Below are 25,082 nucleotides of genomic sequence, written 5' to 3'. Positions count from 1 at the left end.
GCTTGGACGATGGGGACCGGTCATAAGACCGGTGGCAATCGAGAGGCTGTCTACAGTGGGACTTTTTGGCATGACCGAGAGATATAACGCGCGCCTGGCGCTGCTGGCGCCGCTTGTCGCATCGGGCCTGGCTTTGTCCGGCTGCATGGGCTCTCCGACCTATGGTACCGACAAGACCGCCGGCGAACAGCTGGCCGGTGATATTTCCGGCGCGTTTTCGTTCGCGCCGAAGCGCAAGGAACAGATCGATTACAAGCCGCGTCCGACGCTGGTGAAGCCGGCGCCGGGCCAGAAGGAAGCGCTGCCGGCGCCGCAGGACAGCATCGAGACGGCAAGCGCCGAGTGGCCCGAATCGCCCGAGCAGCGCCGCGCCCGCCTGCGCGCGGACGCCACCGCCCATCAGAACGACCCGGCTTACCAGTCGGAAATCGTCGACGACGTGCAGACCGACCCGGCCTCGGTGAAGAAGGCGATGGCGGAGTCAGGCTCGAGCCATCCGCCGGCGTGGACGCCAGCCGATTCAGACAAGGGTCGCGCCGCCGAGATCCAGCGCCGGCTTGCCGATAGCAAGCAGGGCGACCCGAACACCCGCAAATATCTCAGCGAACCGCCGGTGCAGTATCGTGTCGCTGCCGGCACGGCGCCGCAGAACGAGCTTGGCGAGGACGAGTACAAGAAGGAACGCCGCCTGAAGAAAGAGGCGCAAGGCAAGAAGGGCAGCGGCTGGTTCGACTGGCTGCCGTCGCTCTAAAAACGGACGGTCTGCGTTTCGTTGCTTTGCGTTGACGGGCCTTGCGCCCGGTCAGCCGCGCCGTTCCTGGAAAAATCCTTTGAGCAACAGGACCGCCTCGGTCTCGCCCATGCCCGGATAGATGTCGGGCGTGTGATGGCAGGTTGGCGAGGCGAAGAAGCGCACGCCGTTGACCACCGCGCCGCCTTTGTCGTCGGCGGCGCCGAAATAAAGCCGGCGCAGCCGGGCGAAGGAAATAGCGCCGGCGCACATGACGCAAGGCTCCAGCGTCACATAGAGATCGTGCCCGGTCAGCCGCTCGGCCGACAGTTTGCGGCAGGCTTCGCGGATGACCAGCATCTCGGCATGCGCCGTCGGGTCGGCAAGTTCGCGTGTGCGGTTGCCGGCGCTGGCAACGACCGTGCCGCCGCTGGCGATGACGGCGCCGACCGGCACTTCGCCGCGCAAGGCCGCCGCCTCGGCCTCTTTCAGCGCCATCGCCATGAAATCCGGTCGCTTCACGCGGTTTCCATTCCGATTATCTCCTCGCCACCCCAGGCTTTTGGTTTTCGTTTGTCTTGCCGGAAAAACCGGTCTCCACTTTTCCCTGACAAACTCTGATGATCCTGTTATTGAGCGCATCAACCCGAAAGTCGGACTCGATTTTCGGAAATGATCATGCGCCAAATCAAAGTGCTACAGCGTTCGTTGCGCGCCCGAAAGGATGCGCCACGCTGTAGCAGCGCAAACGGACAAAGGCCACATGGACGACAACGACAAGAAATTCCGACCCAAGAAGGGTCCGGCCAGGAACGGTTCGAAAACGGCGGGACCGCGCAGCCGTGATAGCGCCGCCGGCAAGGGCGGCAAGCCGTCCTTTGGCGCCAAGAAACCTTACGCACCGCGCGGCGATCGCCCGATGGCCGCCGATGGCGAGCGGCCGAAGCGCGACTTCAAGAGCGGCGACAAGCCATTCAGCAAAGGCCCGCGTCCCGAAGGCAAACCTTTTGAGAAGCGTGAGGGGCCACGCAAGCCCTACGCACCGCGCGGCGACCGGCCGATGGCGGCCGAAGGCGAACGCAAGCCCTATGATAAGCGTGAGGGGCCACGCAAGCCCTATGCACCGCGCAGCGACCGTCCGACGACTGAGGGCGAGCGCAAGCCCTATGAAAAGCGCGAGGGGCCGCGCAAACCCTATGCACCGCGCAGCGACCGTCCGACGCCTGAGGGCGAGCGCAAGCCCTATGAAAAGCGCGAAGGCCCACGCAAGCCTTATGCGCCACGTGGCGACCGGCCGATGGCGGCGGAAGGCGAACGCAAGCCCTATGAAAAGCGCGAAGGGCCGCGCAAACCTTATGCACCGCGTGGCGACCGGCCGGCTGCGGCGGCAGAGGGCGGCGAAAAGCGCTTCGACCGTCCCAAGCGCGACTTCGGCGATCGTGCGCCGCGCGACTTCGCTGACCGTCCGAAGCGTGATTTCGCTGATCGTCCCAAGCGCGATTTCGGCGATCGTCCCAAGCGCGACTTCAGCGATCGGCCGCAAGGCGCGTCGGGCGGCAGCTTCAAGCCACGCCCGCGTCCCGCCGACGCTGCCGAAGAGGCAGGCGAACGTATCGCCAAGCGGCTGGCGCGCGCCGGCCTGGCCTCGCGCCGCGATGCCGAGGAGCTGATCGCCGCCGGTCGCGTCAAGGTCAATGGCCGCGCTTTGACCTCGCCGGCCTTCAACGTCATGCCTGATGACGTCATCCATCTCGACGGCATGGAAATCCCGCCGATCGAGCGCACCCGCCTGTTCCTGTTCCACAAGCCGGCAGGCGTGGTCACCACCAACCGCGATCCCGAGGGCCGCAAGACCGTCTTCGACGTGCTGCCGGCCGAGCTGCCGCGGCTGATGACCATCGGCCGGCTCGACATCAACACCGAAGGCCTGCTGCTGCTCACCAATGATGGCGGCCTGTCGCGCGTGCTCGAACTGCCGGCCACCGGCTGGCTGCGCCGCTACCGCGTGCGCGTCCACGGCAAGGTCGAGGAGAGCGCGCTTGCCGGCCTGCGTGAAGGCATTGCCGTCGACGGCGTCTTCTACGGTGCCATCGAAGCGACGCTCGACCGCGAGCAGGGCACCAATGCCTGGCTGACCATCGGCCTGCGCGAGGGCAAGAACCGCGAAGTCAGGAACATCCTGGGTTCACTTGGCCTCGATGTGACGCGGCTGATCCGCATCTCCTACGGGCCGTTCCAGCTCGATGACCTCGCCGAGGGCCATGTGCTGGAGATCAAGGGCCGGGTGTTGCGCGACCAGCTTGGCGAACGCCTGGTCGAGGAATCCGGCGCCAATTTCGACGCCGAGGTCACCAAGCCGTTTTCCAACAAGCCGGTGCGGCGTACTGAAGTTCGCGAGCCGGAGCCCGAACGGCCGAAATTCACCCGTGACGGCGAGCGCCGTCCGATCGGCGAGGGCGGGTTGATCAAGAACCGCAAACGCCGCGAAGGCAGCCGCGACGAGGCGCTGGGCAAACTGTCGACCAGTCCCGACAGAAGCGCAGGGTCCGAGAAGAGCTTTGGCGAGCGCGGTCCGCGGCCCGAACGCAGCTTTGGCGACAAGCCACGCGGCAATTTTGGCGACAAGCCTCGTGGTGCTTTTGGCGGCAAGCCCGGTGGCAAGAAGTCCGAGCGCGAGCAGCGGCCGATCGAGCCGCCCGGCCAGCGCAAGGCCAATGTCTGGATGGCGCCGGGCGCGCGGCCGATCGGCAAGGGCAGGGCTGAGGCCGACGCCGCCAAGGCGGCTGACGCCAAGGCGCGCAAGGCGTCATTCAAGCCGTCTTATGGCAAACCCGCCGGTGCAAAGCCATTCGGCAAGCCGAGAGGCGAGCGTCCGGGCGGTGCCGGTGGTGGCGAGCGGCCGCGCGGTGGTCCCAAAGGTCCCAGAACGAGATGAGGCCCAAAGCGAGATGAGAATCGTCGGCGGTGAGTTTCGCGGGCGTCCCTTGGCGACGCCCCGCTCGAGCGCCATCCGTCCGACGACCGATCGCACCCGCGAGGCCGTCTTCAACGTGCTGGCGCATCGCTTCGCGGAGCAACTGGACGGCGCGCGCGTGCTCGACCTGTTCGCCGGCACCGGCGCTCTCGGGCTCGAAGCGCTGTCGCGCGGTGCGTCCTACGGCGTCTTCATCGAGGAATCGGCCGAAGGCCGTGGCCTGATCCGCGACAATGTCGAAGCCTTCGGCCTGACCGGCCGCACCAAGATATTCCGCCGCGATGCCACAGGCCTTGGCGAAGCCGGCACACTGGCGCCGTTCGGCCTGGTCTTCGCCGACCCGCCCTACGGCAAGGGCCTTGGCGAGCGCGCCCTGCGGTCGGCCAAGGCCGGCGGCTGGCTTCGCCCCGGCGCGCTGTGCGTGGTCGAGGAGGCGGCGGTGGCGCCCTTCGAGCCAGGCCCCGGCTTTTCCGTGCTGGACGAGCGCAGTTACGGCGAGACGGTGATCCGCTTCATCGAAGCGGCCTGATACGTTTTGCTCCCGGCCTCTTTGCCGCCGCCTTTGCCGGCAACATGACCAACAATTCACTTTGCTTGTCGTCCAGACCCTGCCTATCGTCCTGTCGAGAAACCGGAGCCATTGATGACCTCTAAAGCTGAATGGCTGCGCGCAACGCTGATGGCGACGTCGCTGGCTTTCACGATCACCGGCCCGGCGCTCGCGGACAGTGCGCCGGACGCGTTCAAGGTCACGGATTTCCTGCTCGACAACGGTATGGAGGTGGTCGTCATTCCCGACCATCGCGCGCCGATCGTCACCCACATGGTGTGGTACAAGATCGGCAGCGCCGACGAGCCGCCGGGCAAATCCGGCATTGCCCATTTCTTCGAGCATCTGATGTTCAAGGCGACGACCCATCATGCGGCCGGCGAGTTCGATCGCGCCATCTCTGACATCGGCGGCTCCAACAACGCCTTCACCTCTTACGACTACACCGCTTTCCACGAGACGGTGGCGCCGTCGGCGCTCGAACTGATGATGAGCTTCGAGGCCGACCGCATGCGCAACCTCATCCTCACCGACGACGTCATCAAGACCGAGCGCGATGTCATCCTCGAGGAGCGCCGCTCGCGTATCGACAACAATCCGCAAGCCGTGCTGGACGAGGAGGTCGACGCCACGCTGTGGCAGAATCAGCCCTATCGCATTCCCGTCATCGGCTGGATGCAAGAGATGCAGCAGCTGAACCGCACCGACGCCACCGCCTTCTATGACAAATATTACCGGCCCAACAACGCCGTGCTGATCGTCGCCGGCGATGTCGAGCCGGACACGGTGCGGGCGCTGGCCGAGAAGACCTATGGCAAGGTGGCGCGCGGCCCCGATCTGCCGCCGCGCATCCGCCCATTGGAACCGGAGCAGAACACCAGGCGCACGGTGACGCTCGCCGATGCCCGCGTCAGCGTACCGAGTTTTTCGACGCAATGGGTGGTGCCATCCTATCATTCGGGCAAGCCGGGCGAGGCGGAAGCGCTCGACCTGCTGGCGGAAATCCTCGGCGGCGGCAATCGCAGCCGGCTCTACCAGGCGCTCGTCGTCCAGCAAGGCATTGCCTCCAACGCCGGCGCCTATTTCCAGGGCACCATGCTCGACGATACCAATTTCACCGTGTACGGCGCGCCGCGCGGCGATGCCAAGATCGCCGACGTCGAGGCGGCGGTCGATGCCGAGGTCGCGCGCATCGTCCGGGATGGTGTCACGCCATCGGAGCTGGAAAAGGCCAAGGACCGCTATGTCAGGTCGATGATCTTTGCCCGTGACAAGCAGGATTCCATGGCCAACATCTATGGCTCGACACTGGCCACCGGCGGCAATGTGCAGGACGTCCAGCAATGGCCGGACCGCATCCGCAAGGTCACCGCCGAAGAGGTCAAGGGCGTCGCCGCGCGCTATCTGGTGCTCGCCCGGTCGACGACCGGCTATCTCTTGCCGCAGCAACAGGCGGGGAATTGATTTGATGTCGAGATTGAGCGTTGGCGCTGCCCCTCACCTGCCTGCCGGCATCCTCTCCCCGTATAGTGACGGGGAGAAGGGCGCTGTCATCGCCGGTTTCGCCAATCACCAGCGTTGCAAGACGGGCGCCGAGGTTGCGGCCAGCCCCCTTCTCCCCGTCCCTGTACGGGGAGAAGTGCCCGGCAGGGCGATGAGGGGCGGCGCCGACGTCGACGAATGTTCGTCTCGAACACAGATTGAAAGTAATCATTTGTCTGAAGCCCAAAGGCGTGCGGTTGCCCCGCTGATCACCTTGCTCCTCTCCATCCTCTTCCTGATCCTGCCGGCACTCACCGCGCGCGCGATGGACATCCAGTCCGTCACCTCGCCAAAGGGCATCACCGCCTGGCTGGTCGAGGATTATTCTGTGCCGATCGTCGCCATCCGATTCGTCTTCGGCGGCGGCTCGACGCAGGATCCGCCGGGCAAGGAGGGGCTGGCCAACCTGATGACCGGCCTGTTCGACGAAGGCGCCGGGCCGCTGGACTCGGAAGACTTCCAGATCAAGCTCGACGATGCCAGTGCCGAGATGAGTTTCGAAGAGAGCCGCGACGGCATCTATGGCACGATGCGCATGCTGGCCGATCAGCGCGACGAGGCGTTCGACCTGCTGCGGCTGGCGGTCAACGAGCCGCGCTTCGACCAGTTGCCGATCGACCGCATCCGCGCCCAGATCCTGTCCGGCATCATCGCCGGCGAGAACGACCCCGACACGGTCGCGCAGAGCAAATGGGCGCGCGCACTCTACGGCGACCATCCCTATTCCCGCTCCGACCAGGGCACCAAGGAAAGCATCGCCACCATCACGCCGGATGATCTGAAAGCCTTGCACCGCGCGGTGTTCGCGCGCGGCGGGCTGCATGTCGCCGTGGTCGGCGCCATCGACCCCGAGACGCTGAAGAAGAAGCTCGACATGGTGTTCGGTAACCTGCCGCAAGACCAGGCGCTGAGGCCGGTGGCCGATATCGACCCCAAGCTGGCGCAGCATGTCGAGGTCGACTACGACCTGCCGCAGACCTCCCTGCAGCTCGCCTATCCCGGCGTAAAGCGCAGGGCGCCGGATTTCTTTCCGGCCGTGCTGATGAACGAGATCCTCGGCGGCGGCACCTTCACCTCGCGCCTGTTCCAGGAGGTGCGTGAAAAGCGCGGACTGGCTTACAGCGTCAACTCCTCGCTGATCAACCAGGACCACGCCAACGCACTGGTCATCAGCACCGGCACCCGGTCGGACCGCGCGGCCGAGACGCTGGGGATCGTCCGCGACGTCGTCAAGCAGCTGGCCGATGAAGGCCCGACCGAGGCGGAGCTGGCGGCGACCAAGAAATACATGATCGGCGCCTACGCCATCAACAATCTGGACTCGTCGAGCGCCATCGCCTCGACATTGGTCGAACTGCAGCTCGACGATCTCGGCATCGACTACATGCAGCGCCGGGCCGGCTACATCGACGCGGTGACGCTCGACCAGGTCAAGGCGGCGGCGAAGAAGCTGCTGACCACCGAGCCGACCATCATGGTCATCGGGCCGAAACTGGCCGGAGCCGGCAAGGGATGAGAGCCGGCACGCATTTCTCTTTTCCGAGCGCTGGCGCTGCCCCGGCTGGCCGCAACCTCGACGCCTATTCTGCAACGCTGGCGATTGGCGAAATCGGCGATGACAGCGCCCCTCTCCCCGCCACTATACGGGGAGAGGATGCCGGCAGGCAGGTGAGGGGCGGCGCCGACCTTGCCAATTGGCGGTCTCCGACACCAGCCGGAAACGGGACAGGAGTCACGCAAAATGGCGCCTAGCTTCGGCATCGCCTTCGGCGGCGGCGGCGCGCGCGGGCTGGCGCATATCCATGTGATCGAGGCGCTGGACGAACTGGGCATCAAGCCGGTGGCCATTGCCGGCTCGTCGATCGGCGCCATCATGGGTGCCGGCATGGCCGCTGGCATGACCGGCAAGGACATCCACGACTATGCCCGCTCGATCCTCGGCCGTCGCGCCGAAGTGGCGAGCCGCATGTGGCGCGCGCGGCCGGGTACCATCGCCGAAGCTATGCAGAACGGCATCCGCGTCAGCCAGTTCAACGTCGAGCGCATCCTGAAGGCCTTTCTGCCCGAAGCCATCCCGGAAACCTTCGCCGAGCTGAAAATCCCGCTGAAGGTAACCGCGACGGACTATTTCGGCCACAAGCTGGCCGTCTTCGAGGATGGCGACCTGCACTCGGCACTGGCGGCGTCAGCGGCCATACCCGCCGTGTTCCGCCCGGTGATGCGCGACGGCAGGCTGCTGATCGACGGCGGCATCTACAACCCCGTGCCCTTCGACCTGATCGAGAACGACGCCGACATCATCATCGGCGTCGACGTCGTCGGAGCGCCGGAAGAGGCCGACCGCAAGCACCCGACCTCCGTCGACCTGATTTTCGGCGCCACACAGCTGATGATGCAGTCGATCATCGCCAACAAGCTGAAGCAATGCCGCCCCGACATCCTGGTCCGCCCGGCGGTGTCGAAATACCGCGTGCTCGATTTCCTGAAGATCGATGCCCTGATGAACGAGACGGTGGATATCAAGGACGAGTTGAAACGGCAGGTGGAGAAGGTGCTGGAGGCGCGGCTTAGTGCTGCCGTCAACGCGAGGCGGGGAAAGCAGGTCGGGTGAGGATGGTGGCGTGCCGGTAAGACCTGGCGCCCATTCTGCTTGCCGAACCGGCTTAAGCGAACAAAAGGCGACCTATGGGAACGGTCGCGTTTGATGCGGCCATAGGCGAGTTCACGGCCGAATGGCGACTTTGCGCCTAATGTCGGCCGAACGATAGCCGCATTGCTTTCGACAAGAGCACTCCTGCCGCAGACCACCTAGCTGGCAGACACCTGACTGATCCCGGCATCGACCCAGGCACGCGTCTGTTCCAGCACTTCATCCGAAAACGTTGGGTCGTCGATCGCCCGGGCGAGGATCACTGCCCCCACCATCGCCGCAAAGCTTCCGATCGCCACGTGGCGTCTGGCTGCCGCATCCAGCTTCGGGAGCGCCTTGCCGATATGGTCGATCTGCGATCGAAGGCCCTCTGTCATGGCTGAGCGGGCAGCCGGGGTCTGATGGCGGATAGACGCGGCAAGACCCGCCGTCGGACAGCCGCCGGCGGCGTTGTCGCGATGACGGGGCGAAAGATAGGAACCCACATAGGCGCGAAGATCGCCCCCTCCGACTGAGTCCGCGGCAAGGACATGGGCAAGGGTCTGCGCGATCAGGTCGTCCTTCGAACTGAAATGGCCATAAAAGCCGCCATGGGTGAGCCCGGCGGCGTTCATCACTTCCGCCACGCTGACTGCGTCGAAACCCTTGTCGCGAAACAGCCGGCTGGCCGCATCCAGAATCCGGCGACGGTTCTCCGCCATCTGCTCTCGACTCACCTTCATTTCAAAATTCTCCGATAGGCCTGTTGACTTTTACATGATGGCCATCATATTTAGCCGCAATCATGATGATCGTCATGAATGTAGGTTCCATCAGAGAAAAGAGCAATGCCATGACCGTCATTCCGTCAGTCCTCATCACCGGCGCATCCACCGGCATCGGAGCTTCCTATGCCGAGCGCTTCGCGCGGCGCGGGCACGACCTCGTGCTGGTTGCCCGTGACGTGGCACGAATGGAGGCTCTGTCGGCGCGCCTGGTTGAGGAGACCGGCGTGGCGATCGACATCATCCAGGCTGATCTTACCCAACCTGCCGAGCTTGCAGCGGTGGAGACGCGGCTGCGCGACGACGCCCGCATCGGAATCCTCGTCAACAACGCCGGAACGGCCATCGGCGGAAGCTTCGTCGAACAGAGCACCGATGACGTGGCGCGGCTGGTTGCGCTCAACACGACCGCACTGCTGCGGCTGGCCAGCGCCATCGCCCCGCGTCTTGCGAAGGCCGGCGAAGGGGCGATCGTCAACATCGGCTCCGTGGTGGGCCTGGCGCCGGAGTTCGGCATGACGGTCTACGGCGCGACCAAAGCCTTCGTGCTGTTTTTGTCGCAGGGGCTCAGCCTCGAGCTCGGGCCGAAGGGTGTCTACGTCCAGGCCGTGCTTCCCGCCACGACGCGTACGGAGATCTGGGACCACGTCGGCGCCGACATCAACACACTTTCCAACGTCATGGAGGTGGACGATCTGGTCGATGCGGCGCTGGTCGGCTTCGACCGTCGCGAACCGGTGACCATCCCGCCGCTTCCCGATGCCGGGCAGTGGGACGCGCTTCAGGCCGCGCGCCAGGCCATGCTTCCGAACTACCGGAACGAACATCCCGCCGAGCGATACCGCACGGCCGCCTGAGCGCCAAGATCCATTTGAAAACGACCTCGTCGCGACGGGGACAAACAAAGGTGACCTATGACCAACAAAGCACTTTTTGAGCCTTATTCTCTCGGCTCGCTGACCCTCTCCAATCGTATCGTCATGGCGCCCCTGACGCGCAATCGCGCTGGCCCGGGCTTCGTTCCAGGCGATCTCGCCGCGCAGTATTACGGCCAGCGCGCGTCGGCCGGCCTGCTGATTTCCGAGGCGACACAAATCTCGCGGCAGGGACAAGGTTACCAGGACACGCCCGGCATCTACACCCAGGCCCAGATCGACGGCTGGCGCAAGGTCACCGACGCCGTGCACGCCAAGGGCGGGCGAATCTTTCTTCAGCTCTGGCATGTCGGCCGCGTCTCGCACGTCGATCTGCAGGAGAACGGCGCCGCGCCCGTGGCGCCCTCGGCAATCCGGGCCGCGACCAAGACGTTCGTGAACAACGGCTTTGTCGAGGTTTCGGAGCCCCGCGCGCTGGCGCTCGACAAGCTTGCGGGGATCGTCAACGATTTCCGGCAAGCAGCCGCGAACGCCATTGAGGCCGGCTTCGATGGCGTCGAGATTCATGGCGCCAACGGCTATCTGCTCGACCAGTTCGCCAAGGACGGCGCCAATGTCCGCACGGATGCGTATGGCGGATCGGTCGAGAACCGCGCCCGGCTGATGCTGGAGGTTACCGCTGCGGTGGTCGAGGAGATCAGCCCAGAGCGCACCGGCATCCGGATTTCGCCCGTCTCGCCCGCCAACGGCGTCTCGAGCAGCGCCCCCCAGGCGCAGTTCGACTATATCGTCGATCAACTCGACGCTTTGGGTATCGTCTATATCCATGTCGTCGAGGGCGCCACGGGCGGATCGCGCGATGTCACGCCGTTCGACTTCGGATCGCTCCGCCGGCGCTTCAACAATACCTATATCGCCAACAACGGCTATGACCTCGAACTCGCGGCGTCGCGGCTCGCCGAGGGCAAGGCGGACCTGTTCGCCTTCGGGCGCCCGTTCATCGCCAATCCCGACCTTGTGGAACGGCTGAAGACGCGCACGCCGCTGACGGAGTTCAACTCGGCGACGCTCTATGGCGGCGGCTCCGCTGGCTATACCGACTATCCCGCGATCGCCGCCTCAAGCCGCCCATGAGCTATCGGAGGGCGGCGCCTGCGAGGCAGCCATCCAGCGCCTCAGGGCATCTCACTTTTCCCTGAGGGGTCGCTCGCTGAGGAATCACCGCCTTCGCCCTGAAGCTAAACGCCCACCTCAGTCCTTCGCCCGCTCCACATAAGCCCCATCGGCCGTCATCACCACCACGCGGGTGCCCGGCGCGATGTGCGGGGGGACCAGCGTGCGCACGCCGTTGGACAGCAGGGCCGGCTTGTAGGAGGACGAGGCCGTCTGTCCCTTGGTCGTCGGCTCGGTTTCCACCACTTCGAAGGTGGCGCGCTGCGGCAGCACCAGCGAAATGGCAATGCCGTTGAACTGTGACAACTGCACGGCCATGCCTTCCAGCAGGTAAGGCGCCATGTCGCCGACAACGGCTTCCGACACCGCCACCTGGTCGTAGGTTTCCGGGTTCATGAAGTGAAACCCTTCGCCGTCGCGATAGAGGAATGTGTGCTCGCGCTCTTCCACATAGGCGCGCTCCACCTGTTCGGTGGTGCGGTAGCGCTCCGAAACCTTCACCCCGTCGCCGATGCGGCGCATGTCGAGCTGCGTCACCGGCGTGCCCTTGCCTGGGTGGATGTTTTCGGCAAAGAGGATCACATAAAGCTTGCCGTCTTTTTCGACGACATTGCCTTTGCGGAGCGAACTGGCGATGACTTTCACCACGGTTTTAAATCCTGCGATAGTTGATTGGCGTTTGCCGGCCTGTGCGGCACTGGATGGGGGCCTAGCGCATCTTGGCCGCCGCCGCCAGCCCCATTCCATCATGATCTGCGCCTCATGACCGAAGCTTCGCCCTGGTGGACGCCGCATGTCCATGCCGACCGCCGCCCGCGGCTGATGCTGCGCAACGCCATCGCCGCCAGCCTGCGTGACTGGTTCGCCGCCCATGATTTCGTCGAGGTGGAAACGGCGGCCCTGCAGGTCTCGCCCGGCAACGAGGCGCATCTGGCGGCCTTCGCCACGCAAGCGATAGGGCCGGACGGTGCGCGGTCGCCGCTCTATCTCCACACCTCGCCGGAATTCGCCTGCAAGAAGCTGCTCGCCGCCGGTGAGGTCAGGATTTTCAGCTTCGGTCCGGTCTACCGCAACCGCGAGCGCGGGCCCTTGCACCATCCTGAATTCACCATGCTCGAATGGTACCGGGTGGGCGAAGGCTACGAGAGCCTGATGCTGGATTGCGCGGCCTTTCTGGCGCTGGCAGCGACAAGGGCAGGGGCGACGAGCTTTTCCTTCCGCGGCCGCGACTGCGATCCGTTCGCCGAACCGGAGCGGCTGACGGTGGCGGACGCCTTCTCTCGCCATGCCGGCATCGATCTGCTGGCCACGATCGCCGCCGACGGCGCCACCGACCGCGCCGCGCTGTACGCTGCCTTGACCCGGGCCGGCCTGCGCACCGCGCCCGACGATAGCTGGGCCGACCTGTTCAGCCGGGTGATGGTGGAAAAGGTCGAACCGTTCCTCGGGCAGGGGCGCGCGACCATCCTGTGCGAATATCCCGTGGCCGAGGCGGCGCTGGCGCGGCCGAGCCCGATCGCCCCGCGCGTCGCCGAGCGCTTTGAGCTCTATTGCTGCGGCGTCGAACTCGCCAACGGCTTTGGCGAACTGACTGATCCCGAGGAGCAGCGCCGGCGCTTCATCATCGAAATGGACGAGAAACAGCGCATCTATGGCGAGCGCTATCCGCTGGACGAGGATTTCCTCGCCGCCCTTGCCATCATGCCGCCGGCCAGCGGCATCGCGCTCGGTTTCGACCGGCTGGCGATGCTGGCCACCGGCGCGCAGAAGATCGAGGATGTGATCTGGACGCCGGTCGCGGCGCCCTGAATCGCTCTGCAGCCGGTCCTGACCTGCTCAATGCGCGAAAACCTGCTCCAAAGAGCGAAAGCCCTTGAATTCCAAGGCATTGCCGGAGGGGTCGCGGATGAACAATGTCGCCTGTTCGCCGGGCTCGCCCTTGAAGCGGACCATCGGTCGTTCCAGCCAGTCGATGTCGTCGCGTGCCTCCAGTCGCGTTGCCAGTCGTTGCCAGTCGTCCATCAGCAGCACGGCGCCGAAATGGGGGATCGGCACGGTAATGCCGTCGACCTTGCCGTCGCTGGGGGCCTGTGCCGCCCGCGGCCGCAGATGCGCCGACATCTGGTGGCCGAACAGGTCGAAGTCTACCCAGGTCGTCGACGAGCGGCCGATGGCGCAGCCCAGCACCTCGCCATAGAAAACGCGGGTTTCATCGAGATCACGGACCGGGAAGGCGAGATGGAAAGGCGTCATCGAAAATGCTCCGAGCAGGCTGCAGACTGATTATGCGTCGCAGGGTTCGCGGTTTGAACCCTCAACGCTGCATTTTGATTGAAGCCCATGCCATTGCACAAGCCGGACCGGAACAATAGATGGGTGGGCAACGACCGGACGTCGGCCGCACCAGCAGGATTTCAGGCATGACCGATATATCAGACGCAGCAAAATTGACCGACCGCGTCGCGGCTCTGGTCGAGGCTGCCAAGGAGGCTGGTGCCGATGCCGCCGACGCGGTGGCCGTGCGCGGCCGCTCGACCGGCGTGTCGGTGCGTCTCGGCAAGGTCGAGGGCACCGAATCATCCGAGAGCGAGGATGTCGCGCTGCGCGTCTTCGTCGGCGGCCGGGTGGCTAGTGTGTCGGCCACCGCAGCCTCGGATCCGAAGATGCTGGCCGAGCGCGCCGTCGCGATGGCGAAAGTGTCGCCGCGGGATCCCTATCAGGGGCTGGCCGACCCGGCATTGCTCGCCAAACAGACGCGCGATCTCGACCTGTTCGATGCCACCGAAGTGTCGGCCGACCAGTTGAAGGAAGCAGCCCTTGCTGCGGAAGCGGCAGCCCTTGCAGTCAAGGGCGTGACCAATTCGGCCGGCGCCAGCGCCAGTGCGGGCCTGGGCGGGCTGGTTCTTGCCACCTCGCACGGCTTCCTTGGTCACTATGTCGGCTCGCGTTTTTCGCGCTCGGCCAGCGTCATTGCCGGGGAGGGCACCGGCATGGAGCGCGACTACGAATTCTCTTCGCGCCAGCATTTTGCCGATCTGGATGCACCCGAGGATATTGGCCGCAAGGCCGGCGAACGCGCGGTGCGTCGCATCGGCGCGCGCAAGGCGGCGACCGGGCCGGTCGACGTGGTGCTCGACCCGCGCGTCGCGCGCGGCATCGCCGGCCATCTTGCCGGCGCCATCAACGGCGCCTCGGTCGCGCGCAAGACCTCGTTCCTGCGCGACATGATGGGCAAGCAGGTGGCCGCATCCGCCATCACCGTCACCGACGAGCCGCTCAGGCGGCGTGGCCAGGCCTCGCGTCCGTTCGACGGCGAAGGCGTTGAGGGCGAAAAGCTGTTGATGGTCGAAAAGGGCGTGCTCAACCACTGGTTCCTGTCGACATCGGCCGCGCGCGAGCTTGGCCTCGTCACCAACGGGCGCGGCGCGCGCAGCGGCTCTTCCGTCTCGCCATCCTCCACCAATCTCGCCATCGAGCCCGGCGAGCGCTCGCCGGAGGAACTGATCAAATCGCTCAAGACCGGGTTCTACGTCACCGAGGTTTTTGGCCAGGGCGTCGACATGATCACCGGCGAATACAGCCGTGGCGCCTCGGGCTTCTGGATCGAGAATGGTGAACTGGCCTATCCGGTCGCCGAGGTTACCATCGCCTCGAACCTGAAGACCATGTTCCTCAACATGGTGCCGGCTGATGATCTCGACCGCAATTTCGGCACCGCCGCCCCAACGCTCCTGATCGAAGGGATGACCCTTGCCGGAGCATGACCTGACCATTGCCGGCGCCACCGAGGATTTGCTGCTGCTGCGCGATGCCGCCCGCGAGGCTGGTGTCATCGCCATGCGCTATTTCGGTAACAGCCCGCAAGTCTGGATGAAGGGCGGCACATCGCCGGTCAGCGAGGCCGATCACGCCGCCGACGCCTATCTGCGCGAAACGCTGCTGGCGGCGCGGCCGGATTATGGCTGGCTGTCTGAAGAAACAGTCGACGATCCGGTTCGGCTTTCGGCACGCCGCACCTTCGTCGTCGACCCGATCGACGGCACGCGCGGTTTCCTGGAAGGCCAGCGCACCTGGTGCGTCAGCGTTGCCGTCGTCGAGCATGGCCGCACATTGGCCGGCGTGCTGGAATGCCCGGCGATGGAGGAGACCTATTGGGCGCTGCCCGGTCAGGGCGCCTTCCGCAATGGCAAGCGCATCGCGGTGCGCAAACTGGCGGATACGGCCGAGATTTCCGGGCTGAAGCAGTTGACCGACCTGATGCCGGCCAAGTGGCAGGCGCGGCTGAAGCGGGCGCCCTACAGCCCTTCGCTCGCCTATCGGCTGGCCATGATCGCCAATGGCGTGCTGGATGCCACTTTCGTCAAGCCGAACGCGCATGACTGGGATATTGCCGCTGCCGATCTCATCTTGCGCGAGGCCGGCGGCCAGTTGCTCGACCGGCATGGCCGCGCCCCGCTCTATGCCGGCGAGGTGACCCGCCACGGCGCGCTCGCCGCCGGCAGCGGTGAACTGCTGGACGTGCTCGCCGGCGTCATCGCCGGGCTGGATGCGTAAAAGCGCTTTCCTGAACGAGATGAATTCATCTGGGTCTAAGGTTCCAAAGTCGGCGGCTTTGGTCTAGACCTGTCACAAACTCACGATATGTGAAGGACCGACATGGCCGTGGAAGACGGAAAGAAACAGCTTTTGCATCTGGTGTTCGGTGGCGAACTGAAGAAGCTTGGCGGCAGCGAATTCCGCGATCTCGACGGGCTCGACATCGTCGGCATCTATCCGGACTATCAATCCGCGCACACGGCCTGGAAAGCCAAGGCGCAAGCCAGCGTGGACAATGCCCACATGCGTTATTTCGTCGTTCATCTGCACCGGCTGCTGGACCCCGACAACAAGGCTGCCGGTTGACTTCGATGGAGCATGATCTGGCGAAAGGGCCAGCGAGCGAGGCCGCACCCACGGGCAGGGGACGCAGCCGCACGACCAAGGCCTTCTGGCGCAAGATTCGCCAACCGCTGGCGGAGTCGCGCTTCGTCAAGAACGCCATCGCCAGCCTGTTCGCCCAGTTCGTCCGGTTCGTGCACCTCACCAATCGCGTCGTCGCGGGATCGGCGCGGTTTTCGGGCGGTGCCTATACCGAGTTCGAGCCCGTCATCATCGCTCTGTGGCACGGTCAGCATCTGCTGACGCCAGCCTACTACCCCAAGCGCAAGCCCCTGGTCGCCATGGTCTCACGCAGCGCCGATGCCGAGCTCAACGCATTGATGCTGGAGAAATTCGGCATCGAGGCGGTGCGCGGTTCGGGCGGGCGAGAAAATGCCAGGCATCTCGATAAAGGCGGGGCAAAAGCGCTTATCGCCCTGAAAAAGTCGCTCGCGACCGGCAAGAACGTCGCCATGATCGCAGATATTCCGCACGGCAAACCGCGCGACGCAGGGCTTGGCATCGTTCTCCTGGCGCGCCTCTCGGGCCGGCCGCTTGTGCCGGTCGCCATCACCACCAGCCGCCGCAAGGTGCTGGAGAAGAGCTGGGACAGGACCACCATCAACCTGCCGTTCGGCCGCTCGTCGATCGTCATCGGCCCGCCGATCTTCGTGGCGGCTGGTGCCGATGCCGCCGAAATGGAGCGCAAGCGCCAGGAAGTGACAGTCGCGCTCAATGCCGCGACCGCCGAGGCCTACCGTCTCGTGGACGCCACGCGATGAGCGGTCGCTGGGCGAGAGCCATGCTGTCGGCATACCGCTTCGCGGGTGCGGCCGCCTATCCGCTGGTCGGGCCCTACGTCGCCTGGCGCACCTCGCGCGGCAAGGAAGACCGCTACCGCCGCCGCGAGCGCTATGGCGTCGCCGGCCGCCCGCGGCCCGAGGGTCCGGTGATCTGGATCCATGCTGCAAGCGTCGGTGAGACCATAGCCGTCGTGCCGCTGGTCGAAAGCATTCTCGACTACGGCGTTAACATCGTGCTGACGACCGGCACGGTCACTTCGGCGCAGGTCGCCGACGAGCGGCTCGGTGATCGCATCATCCATCAATATGTGCCGCTCGACCTCAAGCCGGCGGTCAGCCGGTTCCTCGACCACTGGCAGCCGGATCTGGCGATCATCGCCGAATCCGAGATCTGGCCAATGACCATCCTCGAGCTTGGCGCGCGCCGCGTGCCGCAGGTGCTGGTCAATGGCAGGCTGTCCGACCGTTCGTTCAGGTCGTGGAAGAAACGGGCCAACATCGCCGAGGCGTTGTTCGAGAACCTGGCTCATGTGGTGGCGCAGTCGGATGTCGATGGCGAGCGCTTCCTCGCGCTCGGCGCCCGGCCGGTCACCGTATCGGGCAACCTCAAGGTCGACACGTCGCCACCGCCTGTCGACGAACGGGTGCTGGCGGCGCTGCGGCGGCAGATCGGCGCGCGCCCGACCTGGGCGGCGATCTCGACCCATGACGGCGAGGAGGTGGTCGCGGCGGAAGTCCACGCGACGCTGCACAAGCGTCACCCTGGTCTTCTGACGATCGTCGTTCCACGTCATCCCGATCGCGCCGAGGCGCTTGCCGCGCAGATTTCCGGCATGGGTCTGAAGGTCGCGCGGCGCAGCAAGGGCGACAGGATCACTGCCGACACCGACATATTGCTTGGCGATACGATCGGCGAGATGGGGCTTTATCTCAGGCTGACGGAAATCGCATTCGTCGGCCGCTCGCTGACCTCGGAGGGTGGCCAGAATCCGCTGGAGCCGGCCATGCTCGACACCGCGGTTCTCGCCGGCCGCAATGTGCAGAATTTTCGCGAGGCCTACCGGCGTCTGCTCGACAGCGGCGGCGCCAAGCTGGTGCGCGATCGCGACATGCTGGCCGGCGCCGTCAATTTCCTCCTGACCAACGAAGTGGCGCGCCACGAGATGATGGCGGCGGGCATTGCGACCGTCGACGAGATGCGAGGTGCGCTGGCCCGTACGCTGAAATCGCTTGAGCCCTACATCCAGCCGCTGGTCGTCAAGTCGCGCCTGAAGGGCGCGAACGGGCGCTAGCGTGACTTCCGAGGCACCACCATTCTGGTGGGAAGAGCCGGACTGGCGGGTCCTGGCACTGTCGCCGCTGTCGGCCATCTATGCGCTCGCCGCCGGCCGGGGCATGCGGCGGGCCAAGCGCGAGAAGATCGAGGCACCGGTTCTGTGCATCGGCAATTTCACCGTTGGAGGTACCGGCAAGACACCGGTGGCCATCGCGCTCGCCGAACAGGCCCAACGCATGCATCTGAAACCCGGCTTCCTGTCGCGCGGCCATGGCGGCTCCTTCGCCGAACCGCATGTCGTCGATATCAATCACGACAGCGCCAAGCATGTCGGCGACGAGCCGCTGCTCTTGGCCGAACACGCGCCGGTGGCGGTGACGCCGAACCGCGCCGCCGGCGCCCGGCTGCTGCTGGAAAAGCATGGCTGCGATTTCCTGATCATGGACGATGGCTTCCAGAGCGCGCGCATCCACATCGACTACGCGCTGGTCGTCGTCGATGCGCGCTACGGGATCGGCAATGGCCGGGTCATTCCGGGCGGCCCGCTCCGGGCCAAGGTCGTCGACCAGTTGGTCTTCACCAGCGGGCTGTTGAAGATGGGCGAGGGCACCGCCGCCGACGCCGTGGTACGCCAGGCGGCGCGCGCCGGACGGCCGATCTTCGAGGCTCGCACCGAGCCAAGCGGCAAGGCGGGGTTTGCCGGCAAGCGGCTGCTGGCCTTCGCCGGCATCGGCCATCCCGAGAAATTCTTCGACACGGTGCGCAAAGCCGGCGGCGAGCTGGTGTCGACGCGGCCGTTTCCGGACCATCATTTCTATGCCGAGGACGAACTTGCCGAACTGGCCGCGACGGCTGGCGCCGAGAGGCTCGGTCTCATCACCACCGCCAAGGACGCCGCCCGGCTGCGGCACGGCGCCTCACGGGACTTTCTCGACCAGCTCGAAGTGCTGGAGATCGACACCGTTTTCGAACTGGATCACGTGCCCGCGCGCATCATCGATGAAACGCTGGATGCCTGGCGCCAGCGTAAAATGAGGGGCTAGCCGCGCTTGCGCAGCTCCGGATGCACCTCGATTTCGCGGCGCAGGGATGCGGTTGCGCTGACATAGGGCTCTTGCCTGGCGACGCTCCAGTATTTCAACTCATCGAGCGGAATGCTTTCGCCGGTCACGGAGCAGCGGACGAATGCGCCAGGGCTGGTAACCTGGAAATCGCCATCGAGATAGCGGATGCGGGCTTCCTTGCTGCCGCCGGGGCCTTCGAAACGGTTCATCATGCAGGGACGCCGAGGTTCATGGGGGTTTCATCGCCATAAATTTCCGGCGAGGTCAAGCATGTGACAAGCCTGAGACAATGCTGAACCCCTAATGTTGGGAAGAAAAACGCTGTTGACGGGGCACTATGGATATTTCCTCTGCTCGTCTTGCCGTCTTGCTTAGGGAAGCGATGACGCCGCGGGCCGTGCCGTCGGCGAAGGCCGATCCGGTAAAAACCGCCCTCGTGAAGGCGCTGGTGGCGCCGCCGGCGCCATCCGGCGCGCCCGTTCGCCCGGCAGCGACACCGACACTGCCTATGCTGTTATCACCGGCAACAACCGTGAGAGCCCAGCAGACAGCATCGGCGGAGATGTTGCAGGCCTATCTGGCGCTCGCGGAACCGGACGGCGCAACAACCGGCGATGCCGCAGCGACTGCGGCGAGGACATCGGCTGACGGCGACACTACGCAACGTGGCCTGGCGCCGCCGCCGACAAGGGTCGATGAGGGAGCCGCGGCAAGGGCCACGGCACTGCCATGGGTTGCGCTTCTTTCACCCGAGGTTCCGGCCCTGCGCCGCTCAGCCGACGCCAATGCGGTTGCGGGACGAGGGCAGGCGGCTTCCCGGTCGAACGTCGTGGCGCAGCCCGAAAGCAGGCAGATGAGCGTGGGCCTAACGTCGTTGGCTGCCGGGCTGTTGGCCGTGGCGATCGTCGGGTTCATTCTTTTGGTGCTGCGCTAACCCTCGGCGTCGATGAAGGCTTCCATCTTTTCCGGCGCCAGCCCTGCCTGCACCGCGATACGGCGCGCCAGTTCCGCCGCAGCGGCCCGTGGCCGTCCCATCGGCCGGTCGAGCCAGTAGGACACCGGATTGAGAGCGGTGCGCTCGTCGACGGGAGCGATGCGGCCCGACTCCAACTGATGCCCGGTCAGCGGCGGACGCGCCAGCGCGATGCCGAGCCCATAGGCGGCGGCGTCGAGCACCAGGTTGTAATCCTCGAAGCGGCGGTCCTGCGGGCGCGGGCGGTAGTCCATGCCTTGCGCGGCAAACCAGGCGCGCCAGGCCGAAGCGTCGGAATCGTTGATCAGCGGAAATTTGAGCAGCCGGGCGGGGTCGCCGCGGCCGATCTCGCGGGCAAGCTCCGGTGAGGCGACGGGGAAGACATGTTCCTCGAAAAGCTGCACCGAGATGCGGCCAGGAATGCCGCCGCGGCCGCAGCGGATCGACAGGTCGATGCCTTCGTCCGCGAGGTCGGCCTGGCGGATGTCGACATCCAGCACGATGCGCAGCTTGGAGGGATTATTCTCCAGTGCCGCCATGCGCGGCATCAGCCACAGCCCGCTGACCGAGGGGATGGAGGTCAGCCGCACCACGGCGGTGCCGCGCGGTTCGACCCAGCGGTCGGAATGGGTCGATATCAGCGCGAAAGCTTCCGTGGTGCGCAGATGCAGCCTGTTGCCTTCGATTGTCAGCGAGACGCCGCGCGCACCGCGATCGAAGACTTTCAATCCCAGCCAGTCTTCGAGCTTGGCGATCTGCCGGCTGACGGCGCCGTGGGTGATGTTGAGCTTTTCGGCCGCCGCCGAAAAGCTGCCTGTTCGCGCCGCCGCGTCGAAGGCGCGCAGCGTTTCGAGCGGCACCATTGTGTCTGAGCTGTGATCCATAGTCACAGGTGATCCTCGATTTGGTCGTTTGTCAATCGGCCCCAAAAGGCGTTTTCTGCCTTTCAGGACCGAAGAACACGAGGACGGTGAGATGGGCGCGATGACGGGCACGTTGAATTTGACACAGCGGATGGATACCGCGGCAGCCATCGCCGTGGCGCTCACGGTGGTCGGCTGGGCATCGGCCTTTCCGGCGATCCGCGCCGGCCTTGCCGCCTTCGGGCCGTTGGAACTGGGCGCGCTGCGCTTTGCCATCGCCGCCGTGCCGGCGGCGATCTTCCTCGCGGTCAAGCGTCCGGCGCTGCCCAGGCTGGACGAAGTGTGGCGCCTCGTCTTCGGCGGCGCCATCTTCGTCGCGCTCTACACCGTAATGCTCAATTTCGGCGAACTGACCGTCTCGGCAGGTGCCGCCGGCTTCATCATCAACGTCAGCCCGATCTTCACCGCCATCATGGCGATGGCGCTGCTTGGCGAGCGCTTCTCTGGCATGGCCTGGATCGGAACGGTGATTTCCTTCGCCGGCATTGGCGTCATCGCCATGGCCGACGGGCAAGGTCTGCATTTCAATACCGGCGCCCTGCTGGTGCTTGGCTCGGCCTTGTGCTCGGCCGTCAACACCATCGTCCAGAAGCCGCTGTTTGCCCGCCATCATCCATTGACCATTTCGGCCTCGAACATGGTGCTCGGCGCACTCTGCCTGTCGCCCTTCCTGCCGTCAGCCTTTTCGCAGGCGGCGGTTGCCGACACCGCAGGCCTTGGCGCCGTCATCTTCCTCGGCATCGTGCCCAGCCTGATCGCCTACGCCGCCTGGGCGACCGCGCTGTCGCGTCTGCCCGCCGCACGTGCCTCGAATTTCCTCTATCTGGTCTCACCCATGTCGGCGTTGATCGGCTTCTTCTGGCTCGGCGAAGTGCCGACGCTGCTCGGCATCCTCGGTGGCGCGCTGGCACTCGGCGGCGTCATTGTCGTGAATTTGAGGCGTTGACACAAAAGGCTGGAGCCATTTCCGGACTCAAATCCCGAGCCGTACCCGCCGTGATGCAGACATGCGCCAGGCGGGCGGCTATGGTGGGCCGCTTTTGTGGAACACGGCGGGGTCGGGATGGGAAGATGGTTCATATCCGTAATTTCTTGTGTGCTGCTGCTGAGCGGGAAGGCCGCCGCGGGTTGGTATCACGTGGAGAATTACGAAGGGTCGATCGGCTCCCAGCCCGTTCATGTCTCGCTTCAGACATATGACGGCTTCGGCAGCGGCATGACCGTCGAGGGAAGCTACTTCTACGACACGAAACAAAGCCCGATAGCGGTGTTCGGCAAGCTCAACGGCAGCAGGCTCGCGCTCTGCGAGATCTCGAACGACAAGGAATTCGACCGGATATTGGTGGTTGGATCAAAGATCCCCGTCGACACCACCGGATGCCCGTTTTCCCTCGACATGGCTGAAAGCGGCGCCACAGGCACCTGGAGCAAGGGGGCAGACACGTATCCCGTCTCGCTCAAGAAAGTCGCGGGCCTGGACGATACTGGCGACCCAAAGCTCGACGGGACCGTCGAGATTCCCTTCTGGGCCGAAACAGCCGCCCACAGGTTTGCCGGTCTTTATACGAACACCGAGTCAGGCACTTGCATGGCGAAAATGCAGGTCATCAAAAAGAGCAGCAGGAAGGTCGTTCAGGAGATCGCCTTCGATGATGATGGCTGCAACGCCGGCATGTTGATGACGTCCATCTATGCGAACGTCCAGAAGTGGGCCGAGCGAGGCAAGGACATCATTTCGGTGAATTTTCGAGGTGGCGGCGCCGGATATGCGATGGACTATGCCTTTGACCGCAAGACCAAAAAGTACCGCCAAAGGAAATGAAGCGGGACGCCGATAGCAAGACCTCAACGCCGCCCGAACAGCCTTTCGATATCCGCCAGCTTGAGCTCGATATAGGTCGGGCGGCCGTGGTTGCAGGTGCCGGAGCCCGGCGTCGCCTCCATCTGCCGCAGCAGCGCGTTCATCTCCTCCGCCTTGAGCAGACGGCCGGAGCGTACCGAGCCGTGGCAGGCCATGGTCGCGGCGATCTTGTCCAGCCGCTCCTTCAGCGTCTCGACCGTGTCGTTGTCGGCGATCTCATCGGCAAGGTCGCGCACCAATTGCTGGACATTGGTTTCACCGAGCATCGACGGCGTCTCCCGCACCGCGACGGCGCCGGGGCCGAAGCGCTCGATACCGAGCCCGAAACGTGCCAGCGTTTCTGAATGGAGCGCAAGCCGCTCGGCATCCTCTTCGGGCAGGTCGATGATTTCAGGCAGAAGCAGCATCTGCGAGGGCACGGGGCGCGAATGCAGCGCATTCTTCAGCGCCTCGTAGACCAGCCGTTCATGTGCTGCATGCTGGTCGACGATGACGAGCGAATCCCTGGTCTGCGCAACGATGTAGTTCTCATGCACCTGGGCGCGCGCCGCTCCCAGCACCGCGCCAAGCAGCGTCTCGGCCGCCTCATCCTGCCCGGCGCGCGCATCGGCGCTGGCAAGCGGACCGGCATCGAACGCCGCCTGCTCGTTTTCGCGCAAACCGCGATGTTCGAAGCGCGCTCCCTCGAAACCCATGTCGAGAGGGCGCTGGGATGAACGGGCAGCATCGAAGCCGGACGAGCCCGACGCGTGATGGGCCGCGTCGTAGCTGCGGTGGCCGTTTGCCGGGCCGCCGTGACCGTAGGATGCGGCGCCGGGCCGGAAAGCCGCCATCATGCCGGCAGCACCCGTGGTGGCCGCGCGGATGCCTGAATCGGCGAGTGCCTGGCGGATGGAACCGACGATCAGCCCGCGCACCAGTCCTGGGTCGCGGAAGCGCACATCGGCCTTGGCCGGGTGGACATTGACGTCGACGATGGCCGGATCGAGCGTCAGGAACAGCACCGTCACCGCATGGCGGTCGCGCGGCAAGACGTCGGCGAAGGCACCGCGAATGGCGCCGGCGATCAGCTTGTCGCGCACCGGGCGGCCGTTGACATAGGCATATTGCTGCAGCGCGTTGGCGCGGGTGAAGGACGGGATCGACACGTACCCGGTCAGGTGCACGCCTTCGCGCATCGCCTCGATGGCAATCGAATTGTCGGGAAAGTCGGCACCCATTACCTGGGCGATGCGACGCAGGCTGCCTTCCTGGCTGCTGTCGGTCGCGGGCAATTCCAGCGTCGAGCGATCGGAGCCGGCCAGGGTGAAGCGCACGGTGGGGAAGGCGATGGCGATGCGCTTGATCACATCGCTGGTCGCCGAACTCTCGGCGCGCTCGCCTTTCATGAATTTCAGCCGGGCGGGCGTTGCGAAGAACAGGTCGCGCACCTCGACCGTGGTGCCGCGATTGGCCGCCGCCGGCCTGACGGGCAGGACGCGGCCACCTTCGATGCCGATCTCGGCGGCACTGTCGCCGGCGGCTGTGCGCGAGCGGATCGACAGCCGCGACACCGAGCCGATCGACGGCAGCGCTTCGCCGCGGAAGCCGAGCGAGCGGATGTCGTTGATATCCTCGGTGAGCTTGGAGGTGCAGTGACGCGCGATCGCCAGCGCCAGCTCCGGTTCGGGAATGCCGGAGCCGTCATCGGTGACGCGGATCAGGTTCAGTCCGCCGCCGGCAGTGACGATCTCCACCTTGCCAGCACCGGCATCGAGCGCATTCTCGACCAGTTCCTTGACCACGCTTGCCGGACGCTCGATGACTTCGCCGGCGGCGATCTGGTTGATCATCGTTTCGGAAAGCTGGCGGATGGGCATGGAGACACTATACGCGGATTCGAAGGCGATGAGGAAGCATTCGATGTCGGCGGAATAGCGGTGATGCTGGCGGGACAGCACCCCCCTCTGGCCTGCCGGCCATCTCCCCCGCAAGGAGGGAGATCGGATGTCGTCACGGCTTTCGCCA

Annotated in this window: 25 protein-coding genes; 18 read left to right on the top strand and 7 right to left on the bottom strand. The window is 65.2% G+C overall.

Annotated features, from left to right (window positions below):
- Positions 1–70 precede the first annotated feature (70 nt).
- Positions 71–751 carry a hypothetical protein gene (locus NKH19_RS16865; protein ID WP_352869447.1) on the top strand — a complete coding sequence of 227 codons (681 nt, stop codon included), beginning with the start codon at positions 71–73 and terminating at the stop codon, positions 749–751.
- 51 nt (positions 752–802) lie between these two features.
- Here the strand turns inward: NKH19_RS16865 and NKH19_RS16860 are convergent, their stop codons facing one another.
- On the bottom strand, positions 803–1,252 hold the full coding sequence (locus tag NKH19_RS16860) for a nucleoside deaminase (RefSeq protein WP_352869448.1): 450 nt from the start codon (positions 1,250–1,252) through the stop codon (positions 803–805).
- Between the two features lie 241 nt (positions 1,253–1,493).
- On the opposite strand from NKH19_RS16860, the gene NKH19_RS16855 reads away from it, so the two are divergent.
- From NKH19_RS16855 to NKH19_RS16835, 5 genes are all read left to right on the top strand, one after another.
- Positions 1,494–3,665, top strand: a complete 2,172-nt coding sequence (locus NKH19_RS16855; protein WP_352869450.1) for a pseudouridine synthase — start codon at positions 1,494–1,496, stop codon at positions 3,663–3,665.
- A gap of 13 nt (positions 3,666–3,678) precedes the next feature.
- Positions 3,679–4,233, top strand: coding sequence for a 16S rRNA (guanine(966)-N(2))-methyltransferase RsmD (gene rsmD / locus NKH19_RS16850; RefSeq protein ID WP_352869451.1), 555 nt, complete (start codon positions 3,679–3,681; stop codon positions 4,231–4,233).
- A gap of 114 nt (positions 4,234–4,347) precedes the next feature.
- Positions 4,348–5,718 (top strand): M16 family metallopeptidase, encoded by a 1,371-nt coding sequence (locus NKH19_RS16845; protein ID WP_352869453.1) that lies wholly within the window; start codon positions 4,348–4,350, stop codon positions 5,716–5,718.
- 250 nt (positions 5,719–5,968) lie between these two features.
- Entirely contained in the window at positions 5,969–7,312 is a 1,344-nt protein-coding gene (locus NKH19_RS16840; protein WP_352869454.1) for a M16 family metallopeptidase, read from the top strand.
- 225 nt (positions 7,313–7,537) lie between these two features.
- The gene (locus NKH19_RS16835; protein WP_352869455.1) at positions 7,538–8,407 is read left to right on the top strand and encodes a patatin-like phospholipase family protein; all 870 of its coding nucleotides are present in this window, start codon (positions 7,538–7,540) and stop codon (positions 8,405–8,407) included.
- A 197-nt stretch (positions 8,408–8,604) separates the two neighbouring features.
- On the opposite strand, the gene NKH19_RS16830 is transcribed toward NKH19_RS16835, so the two are convergent.
- Complete coding sequence (locus tag NKH19_RS16830) at positions 8,605–9,168, bottom strand: TetR/AcrR family transcriptional regulator (protein ID WP_352982418.1); 564 nt, start codon at positions 9,166–9,168, stop codon at positions 8,605–8,607.
- Positions 9,169–9,278: 110 nt separating this feature from the next.
- Between NKH19_RS16830 and NKH19_RS16825 the strand changes: the two genes are divergently transcribed.
- Together NKH19_RS16825 and NKH19_RS16820 are read left to right on the top strand one after the other, a co-directional pair.
- Complete coding sequence (locus NKH19_RS16825; RefSeq protein ID WP_352869457.1) at positions 9,279–10,067, top strand: SDR family NAD(P)-dependent oxidoreductase; 789 nt, start codon at positions 9,279–9,281, stop codon at positions 10,065–10,067.
- Between the two features lie 57 nt (positions 10,068–10,124).
- Complete coding sequence (locus tag NKH19_RS16820) at positions 10,125–11,219, top strand: alkene reductase (protein WP_352869459.1); 1,095 nt, start codon at positions 10,125–10,127, stop codon at positions 11,217–11,219.
- Between the two features lie 117 nt (positions 11,220–11,336).
- On the opposite strand, the gene efp is transcribed toward NKH19_RS16820, so the two are convergent.
- Positions 11,337–11,906: an elongation factor P gene (gene efp / locus NKH19_RS16815; RefSeq protein WP_352869460.1), complete on the bottom strand. Its 570-nt coding sequence runs from the start codon at positions 11,904–11,906 to the stop codon at positions 11,337–11,339.
- 114 nt (positions 11,907–12,020) lie between these two features.
- On the opposite strand from efp, the gene epmA reads away from it, so the two are divergent.
- Positions 12,021–13,067: an EF-P lysine aminoacylase EpmA gene (epmA, locus tag NKH19_RS16810; protein ID WP_352869462.1), complete on the top strand. Its 1,047-nt coding sequence runs from the start codon at positions 12,021–12,023 to the stop codon at positions 13,065–13,067.
- 27 nt (positions 13,068–13,094) lie between these two features.
- Here epmA and NKH19_RS16805 read toward each other — a convergent pair whose 3' ends face one another.
- The gene (locus NKH19_RS16805) at positions 13,095–13,511 is read right to left on the bottom strand and encodes a VOC family protein (RefSeq protein WP_352869463.1); all 417 of its coding nucleotides are present in this window, start codon (positions 13,509–13,511) and stop codon (positions 13,095–13,097) included.
- Positions 13,512–13,678: 167 nt separating this feature from the next.
- Between NKH19_RS16805 and NKH19_RS16800 the strand changes: the two genes are divergently transcribed.
- The 6 genes from NKH19_RS16800 (at position 13,679) to lpxK (ending at position 19,297) form a co-directional block, all read left to right on the top strand.
- Entirely contained in the window at positions 13,679–15,022 is a 1,344-nt protein-coding gene (locus NKH19_RS16800) for a TldD/PmbA family protein (protein WP_352982415.1), read from the top strand.
- Positions 15,009–15,812: a 3'(2'),5'-bisphosphate nucleotidase CysQ gene (locus NKH19_RS16795; RefSeq protein WP_352869466.1), complete on the top strand. Its 804-nt coding sequence runs from the start codon at positions 15,009–15,011 to the stop codon at positions 15,810–15,812. The genes NKH19_RS16800 and NKH19_RS16795 overlap by 14 nt, the downstream gene beginning before the upstream one ends.
- A 102-nt stretch (positions 15,813–15,914) precedes the next feature.
- Positions 15,915–16,160 carry a DUF4170 domain-containing protein gene (locus NKH19_RS16790; RefSeq protein ID WP_352869467.1) on the top strand — a complete coding sequence of 82 codons (246 nt, stop codon included), beginning with the start codon at positions 15,915–15,917 and terminating at the stop codon, positions 16,158–16,160.
- Positions 16,161–16,165: 5 nt separating this feature from the next.
- Positions 16,166–16,957, top strand: coding sequence for a lysophospholipid acyltransferase family protein (locus NKH19_RS16785; protein WP_352869469.1), 792 nt, complete (start codon positions 16,166–16,168; stop codon positions 16,955–16,957).
- Entirely contained in the window at positions 16,954–18,270 is a 1,317-nt protein-coding gene (gene waaA, locus NKH19_RS16780) for a lipid IV(A) 3-deoxy-D-manno-octulosonic acid transferase (RefSeq protein WP_352869471.1), read from the top strand. The genes NKH19_RS16785 and waaA overlap by 4 nt, the downstream gene beginning before the upstream one ends.
- Position 18,271: 1 nt before the next feature.
- Positions 18,272–19,297 (top strand): tetraacyldisaccharide 4'-kinase, encoded by a 1,026-nt coding sequence (gene lpxK, locus NKH19_RS16775; RefSeq protein ID WP_352869472.1) that lies wholly within the window; start codon positions 18,272–18,274, stop codon positions 19,295–19,297.
- Here lpxK and NKH19_RS16770 read toward each other — a convergent pair.
- Entirely contained in the window at positions 19,294–19,530 is a 237-nt protein-coding gene (locus NKH19_RS16770) for a DUF2093 domain-containing protein (RefSeq protein ID WP_352869474.1), read from the bottom strand. The two genes, lpxK and NKH19_RS16770, sit on opposite strands and share 4 nt — an antisense overlap.
- Positions 19,531–19,700: 170 nt before the next feature.
- Between NKH19_RS16770 and NKH19_RS16765 the strand changes: the two genes are divergently transcribed.
- The gene (locus NKH19_RS16765) at positions 19,701–20,252 is read left to right on the top strand and encodes a hypothetical protein (protein WP_352869476.1); all 552 of its coding nucleotides are present in this window, start codon (positions 19,701–19,703) and stop codon (positions 20,250–20,252) included.
- On the opposite strand, the gene NKH19_RS16760 is transcribed toward NKH19_RS16765, so the two are convergent.
- Entirely contained in the window at positions 20,249–21,175 is a 927-nt protein-coding gene (locus NKH19_RS16760; protein ID WP_352869477.1) for a LysR family transcriptional regulator, read from the bottom strand. The two genes, NKH19_RS16765 and NKH19_RS16760, sit on opposite strands and share 4 nt — an antisense overlap.
- A gap of 91 nt (positions 21,176–21,266) precedes the next feature.
- On the opposite strand from NKH19_RS16760, the gene NKH19_RS16755 reads away from it, so the two are divergent.
- Positions 21,267–22,160: a DMT family transporter gene (locus NKH19_RS16755; protein ID WP_352869478.1), complete on the top strand. Its 894-nt coding sequence runs from the start codon at positions 21,267–21,269 to the stop codon at positions 22,158–22,160.
- A 150-nt stretch (positions 22,161–22,310) separates the two neighbouring features.
- Positions 22,311–23,036: a hypothetical protein gene (locus NKH19_RS16750; protein WP_352869480.1), complete on the top strand. Its 726-nt coding sequence runs from the start codon at positions 22,311–22,313 to the stop codon at positions 23,034–23,036.
- A 23-nt stretch (positions 23,037–23,059) separates the two neighbouring features.
- Here the strand turns inward: NKH19_RS16750 and mutL are convergent, their stop codons facing one another.
- On the bottom strand, positions 23,060–24,934 hold the full coding sequence (gene mutL, locus NKH19_RS16745) for a DNA mismatch repair endonuclease MutL (RefSeq protein WP_352869554.1): 1,875 nt from the start codon (positions 24,932–24,934) through the stop codon (positions 23,060–23,062).
- Positions 24,935–25,082 lie beyond the last annotated feature (148 nt).

Origin of the sequence: Mesorhizobium sp. M1338 (assembly GCF_040318045.1) — a bacterium.
Classification (GTDB): Bacteria; Pseudomonadota; Alphaproteobacteria; order Rhizobiales; family Rhizobiaceae; genus Mesorhizobium.
Note: the sequence above shows the minus strand (reverse complement) of the source record. Positions and strands in the feature narration are given on the sequence as shown.

Coding starts and splice junctions, on each gene's coding strand:
- NKH19_RS16790 (WP_352869467.1), top strand. CDS start 15,915: ATGGCCGTGGAAGACGGAAAGAAACAGCTTTTGCATCTGGTGTTCGGT.
- NKH19_RS16825 (WP_352869457.1), top strand. CDS start 9,279: ATGACCGTCATTCCGTCAGTCCTCATCACCGGCGCATCCACCGGCATC.
- NKH19_RS16800 (WP_352982415.1), top strand. CDS start 13,679: ATGACCGATATATCAGACGCAGCAAAATTGACCGACCGCGTCGCGGCT.
- NKH19_RS16835 (WP_352869455.1), top strand. CDS start 7,538: ATGGCGCCTAGCTTCGGCATCGCCTTCGGCGGCGGCGGCGCGCGCGGG.
- waaA (WP_352869471.1), top strand. CDS start 16,954: ATGAGCGGTCGCTGGGCGAGAGCCATGCTGTCGGCATACCGCTTCGCG.
- mutL (WP_352869554.1), bottom strand. CDS start 24,934: ATGCCCATCCGCCAGCTTTCCGAAACGATGATCAACCAGATCGCCGCC.
- rsmD (WP_352869451.1), top strand. CDS start 3,679: ATGAGAATCGTCGGCGGTGAGTTTCGCGGGCGTCCCTTGGCGACGCCC.
- epmA (WP_352869462.1), top strand. CDS start 12,021: ATGACCGAAGCTTCGCCCTGGTGGACGCCGCATGTCCATGCCGACCGC.
- NKH19_RS16770 (WP_352869474.1), bottom strand. CDS start 19,530: ATGATGAACCGTTTCGAAGGCCCCGGCGGCAGCAAGGAAGCCCGCATC.
- NKH19_RS16765 (WP_352869476.1), top strand. CDS start 19,701: ATGACGCCGCGGGCCGTGCCGTCGGCGAAGGCCGATCCGGTAAAAACC.
- NKH19_RS16805 (WP_352869463.1), bottom strand. CDS start 13,511: ATGACGCCTTTCCATCTCGCCTTCCCGGTCCGTGATCTCGATGAAACC.
- NKH19_RS16785 (WP_352869469.1), top strand. CDS start 16,166: ATGGAGCATGATCTGGCGAAAGGGCCAGCGAGCGAGGCCGCACCCACG.
- NKH19_RS16855 (WP_352869450.1), top strand. CDS start 1,494: ATGGACGACAACGACAAGAAATTCCGACCCAAGAAGGGTCCGGCCAGG.
- NKH19_RS16760 (WP_352869477.1), bottom strand. CDS start 21,175: ATGGATCACAGCTCAGACACAATGGTGCCGCTCGAAACGCTGCGCGCC.
- NKH19_RS16845 (WP_352869453.1), top strand. CDS start 4,348: ATGACCTCTAAAGCTGAATGGCTGCGCGCAACGCTGATGGCGACGTCG.
- NKH19_RS16820 (WP_352869459.1), top strand. CDS start 10,125: ATGACCAACAAAGCACTTTTTGAGCCTTATTCTCTCGGCTCGCTGACC.
- NKH19_RS16755 (WP_352869478.1), top strand. CDS start 21,267: ATGGGCGCGATGACGGGCACGTTGAATTTGACACAGCGGATGGATACC.
- NKH19_RS16865 (WP_352869447.1), top strand. CDS start 71: ATGACCGAGAGATATAACGCGCGCCTGGCGCTGCTGGCGCCGCTTGTC.
- NKH19_RS16830 (WP_352982418.1), bottom strand. CDS start 9,168: ATGAAGGTGAGTCGAGAGCAGATGGCGGAGAACCGTCGCCGGATTCTG.